At 43.9% G+C, this 4,214-nt stretch carries 3 protein-coding genes; all 3 read left to right on the top strand.

Annotation, left to right across the window (positions count from 1 at the left end):
* Positions 1-396: 396 nt before the first annotated feature.
* Genes ACO0LE_RS20030 through ACO0LE_RS20020 form a run of 3 tightly spaced genes read left to right on the top strand, consistent with a single transcriptional unit; the run spans position 397 to position 4,091 of the window.
* Complete coding sequence (locus ACO0LE_RS20030; protein WP_422962088.1) at positions 397-1,101, top strand: hypothetical protein; 705 nt, start codon at positions 397-399, stop codon at positions 1,099-1,101.
* Positions 1,034-3,076 (top strand): hypothetical protein, encoded by a 2,043-nt coding sequence (locus ACO0LE_RS20025; protein WP_422962087.1) that lies wholly within the window; start codon positions 1,034-1,036, stop codon positions 3,074-3,076. The genes ACO0LE_RS20030 and ACO0LE_RS20025 overlap by 68 nt, the downstream gene beginning before the upstream one ends.
* 4 nt (positions 3,077-3,080) lie before the next feature.
* The gene (locus ACO0LE_RS20020; protein WP_422962086.1) at positions 3,081-4,091 is read left to right on the top strand and encodes an AAA family ATPase; all 1,011 of its coding nucleotides are present in this window, start codon (positions 3,081-3,083) and stop codon (positions 4,089-4,091) included.
* The last annotated feature ends 123 nt before the right edge of the window (positions 4,092-4,214 follow it).

Below are 4,214 nucleotides of genomic sequence, written 5' to 3'. Positions count from 1 at the left end.
CTCGGCCTGCTTGAGGATGGCGATGATCTGACTGTCGGTGTAACGGGAAGGCTTCATGCAGAACTTTCAAAAATCATATTTAGAAAATTCTACTCATTTCAACGCTTGTTTGCAGGGGGGATTACCCGCCCGATATAGCGCTCGGAACTAAAAATTCCAATATCTACTTGTCATGTGTCCCCTTAAATTCATATAGTTACTGTAAAAACATAATACTTTTTCTCAATAAAGTGGAATTTTTAGTACCCATTTTCGGAATTAAAAATTCAAATAAAATGCGCAAGGAACTAAAAATTCCAATGAAATGCAGCCCTGGTTTGACATTTTAAAATTGCCATCTATTATTAAAAAAACTGTTATCTCAAAAATTGAGTCTATCCATTAAGAGGTGGCTCCATGTCGATAGATCAAAGTCAGTCTTTGCGCTCTAAGCAACGGACAAACATAATGCATGCCTATAGAGGGAGAGGGCGAGGCAACTCGAATCTCTGGCTCGTCTATATTGTAAAAACTAATAAAGACTATATTCTGCCAAGCGACCGACAGCTCGTTCATTGGTTGCATTATCTCGAAACAAATCCTGAGGTTAAGTCATTTGATTTAGAGCCGACAGCAGTTATTTCGGCGGACTCTTATGAAACGCGAGCTACTGAACTCGATGCCAAAGTTCTTTTGGTCAGTGGGCGAGTGGAATGGCATGAAGTAAAAAGCGATGACGAAGAGATTGCGCCAGGAAAATCACAGCTTGAATCGCAAGCCGCGGCAGCTAGCACTGAAGGAGTTACATATAAAACTTTTTCTGATAAAGACCTGTCACCTCACGTTCGAGTCTCATTGCGATGGCTAAAAGCACTAGGTTTTGCAAGTGTCTTGCGCGATCGTGCTTTTGTTCAAGAGTCAGTAGCATTACACAGCATACTTTTATTACGGGAGGCTGGGACGATAGCTGATTTGATAAAAGATTTGCCCCACGTAGATCCTGCGATACTAAAAGGTTTGCTGATTCGACTAGCAATTTCGGGACATATTAGTCTTGATCTCCAAAGGGGAGGTTTCCGATCCGCTTCAATATGGCGCTTATCAAAGCATGTGGTCTCGTAACCAAGCGTTTGCAGTAGCGCCAAGTGTCGATCTTTGGCCAGATTTCAATCGAGCGCTATTGGATGATTCGGAACGAGATGAATTTGAACGTAGGGTAAAAGCTATTAAGCTTTATGCTCATGGAGAAAACCTGGCAGAAATTCAACGAAAAACAGGAGTCGATCCAACGGATTTGCCACGTTTGTCTGCCAGATGTCTAATGCTCGCGTCGGATGGAACAATTTTTGGATTTAGAGGGTTACGAAAATTCACGCGCCTAGTCCCTTACGAAAAAAAATATCTAGCCGGTCCCAAAAGACAAGAACAACGTGGCGGCCAATCTGGTTCTCTTGGATATCTTAAAAAGTTGTTTCCAGACATAGAGTTTGAATTGGTAGCGCAAATTCGGCAGGAGGCAAAATTTATCGGTGTTCCCGAACATCGCATTCGGTCCAATGTGCTTCATAGAATTTTTATTAAACTCCTTAGAGTGAAGGTGGCGAATAACGAATATCCTGCGTATGGATGGCCATTTAACACAAAGTTGCTTGGTCTTCGCTCAATTCAGAAGTATATGGCCGAAGTAACACTAAATAATTTTGCCCGCTCTGTGAACAAGCGCGGAGAGCGAGAGGCGAGAGCTCATTTAAGTGTTGGCAACGGGAAACGCCCGCTTATCTACACAGAAGAACCATTCGATGCAGTTGAAATAGACGCCTATAACATTGACGCACACAGTCTAGTAACGTTTGCCACCCCAGAGGGAACTGAAACTGATTTGCTATTGGAGCGGCTATGGCTGATAGCCGCTATAGATCGTGCTTCTACGGCGGTTTTGGCATGGCGTATTGTCTACCGCAGTGAAGTAGCTTCGGATGATGTTTTACATGTTATTCGAGATGCGGTGGCTCGACGCTGGGAGCCACGTAGACTTTCAATACCAGGACTAAATTATCCTGCAGGAGGAGGTCTTCCGAGCGGGATTCTTGATGAGGCTTATCAAGCTGTTTGGACAACTACATTGTTGGATGGTGCACTAGCTCATCTAGCAATTAAAGTTAGAGAGCGAGCAAGAAGAGTTCTGGGATTTGTAGTGAATTGGGGACCGGTGGGTCATTTTGAGCGACGTCCAAATGTAGAGAGAACCTTTAAGGAAATCGCACAGAGTGTGATGCAAAGATTGCCTTCGACCACAGGAAGCAACCCTCAAAACGGACGAGCCCGTGATGCTGTCGGCGCTGCCTTGAAGCATGGAATCTATGCCGAGCATATCGAGGATTTGGTCGAGGTTTTTTTTTCGCAGCACAATATTAAGCCCAGTGAAGGTATATCCTATCTATCCCCGATTGGATTTCTTCGCCACTATTTGTGCGGGGACAACCCTATTTGCGAAGCAAGGAGATTGCCAATGCAAGATCAAACATTAGCGAATGCTTTTGCAACGATTGAAACAAAGACCATTCGAGGTGACCTGAAAAACGGAAGGCGTCCTTACATACAAATCGACCGCGTCCACTACACGAGTCCTGTCCTTGCAGACAACGGCCTACTTTTAGGAATGCGTTTGCTTGTACATATTGATGAGGATGATATGCGGCAAGTCCATGTTTTCTTAGAGGATGGATCCGATCTTGGTATTTTGACAGCTCTGGGCAAGTGGAGTCTTACCAAGCATTCGCGAAAAACTAGGCGTGCAATTAATTCACTAATGTCGCTAAGAATACTGGTCATCAGTCAACTTGACGATCCTGTCCAAATTTATATGCAATATTTGAGTACGCCGAAAAAAACAAGTAAAAAAAACCAACCTCAGTTGACGGCGCGGCAGGCTACTGACGCTTCACGTGTAGCGTCTGAGGCCGGTATTGCACCTCAAATTTACAACAAGCCGAAAGAGGTGTCTTCTACATCGACATTATCCGAAGTCTCGGCAAGAACTTCACTGCTACAAGACACCCAAAATCAGCGTCCTCGGATGGCTAAAAATAGAAGGTGAATCTATGCCTGCCAAATCTAGAACTAAACAATCCATAGAGACAAGTGTCAACCAAGAGACTGATGCTGATCAGGCATTTTTGGGAACATCAAATTTTGAAGAAATAAATTTTACGTTTCCGTTCCAGAGTGAGTATACGCGAGAACAAAGAGATCAGTTATTAGAGGGCCACCCGATTCGAGAGCGTTCATATACTATTCCTACAATTGCTTTAGACCGAACATACAACTTGATACGTGAACGGGTTTGGGCTCGCCGCACCGGCGTTTGCTTTTATGGCACGCCACGCATCGGTAAAACTGTAGCGGCAGCATATGTCGAGGATCGGCTAAGAGAAGAGTTTGATAAAACATATATCAACAGAGTAAGTGCCAGAGAGTCTTCTAGGCCAAAGACAAATGGACATATCTCTAGACTGATTTTGGAATCACGTGGTCACGTCCTTTTGGGAAGAGAAAAAGATGAGCAGCTTTATCGCAATGCAGTTAGTGACACAATTATGGAGGTGCGAAGGCTCAAAGGCTCCTTGTTTGTATTAATTATCGACGAAATGCAACTACTATCATCGCATGATTTACAGCAATTACTGGTAATTCAAAATGCATTAGCGATGGAAAAAATTCGCTCAGTAACAGTATCCTTCGCTCAACCAGAGATCATGCAGAGGCGCAGCTCGATGAAAGCAACGCAACAAATGCAATTGATTGCGCGTTTTTTAAGTGAACCGATCATATACGAAGCTTGCGCAACAGTCGAAGAACTAAAAGTAATCCTTCAAGTTTATGATTCGGGTAGCGAATACCCCGTCAATTCCGGGCTGAGTTATACCTGTTTTTTTCTACCGCAAGCATTTGCCCGCGGATTCAGACTGAGTTCCTATGCACACCCAATTTGGCAGGCCTTAAGTGATGCCGCGGTTCACCTCGGAGGTGAACGAGTGCCAATGGAACATCTTTCTTTGACAATAGAACATTGTCTTTTGGCCGGATATGCAAACGACTCACCTAACTACTGAACTTCCCAGACTTTACTAGACACTTTGAAGCCTCTGGAAATAAGCGTCTTCATATTTGACGGGCGATAGTCCGCCGTTGTGTGAATGACGTTTGATTGGATTGTAAAACATCTCGATAAAATT

The sequence above is a fragment of the Undibacterium sp. Xuan67W genome, assembly GCF_049340165.1.
Lineage (GTDB): Bacteria > Pseudomonadota > Gammaproteobacteria > Burkholderiales > Burkholderiaceae_D > Undibacterium.
This window is presented reverse-complemented; position numbering and strand designations above follow the sequence as displayed.

What these genes read in the sequence shown, in the direction of transcription:
- ACO0LE_RS20030 (WP_422962088.1), top strand. Translation starts at nt 397, where the DNA reads ATGTCGATAGATCAAAGTCAGTCTTTGCGCTCTAAGCAACGGACAAAC.
- ACO0LE_RS20020 (WP_422962086.1), top strand. Translation starts at nt 3,081, where the DNA reads ATGCCTGCCAAATCTAGAACTAAACAATCCATAGAGACAAGTGTCAAC.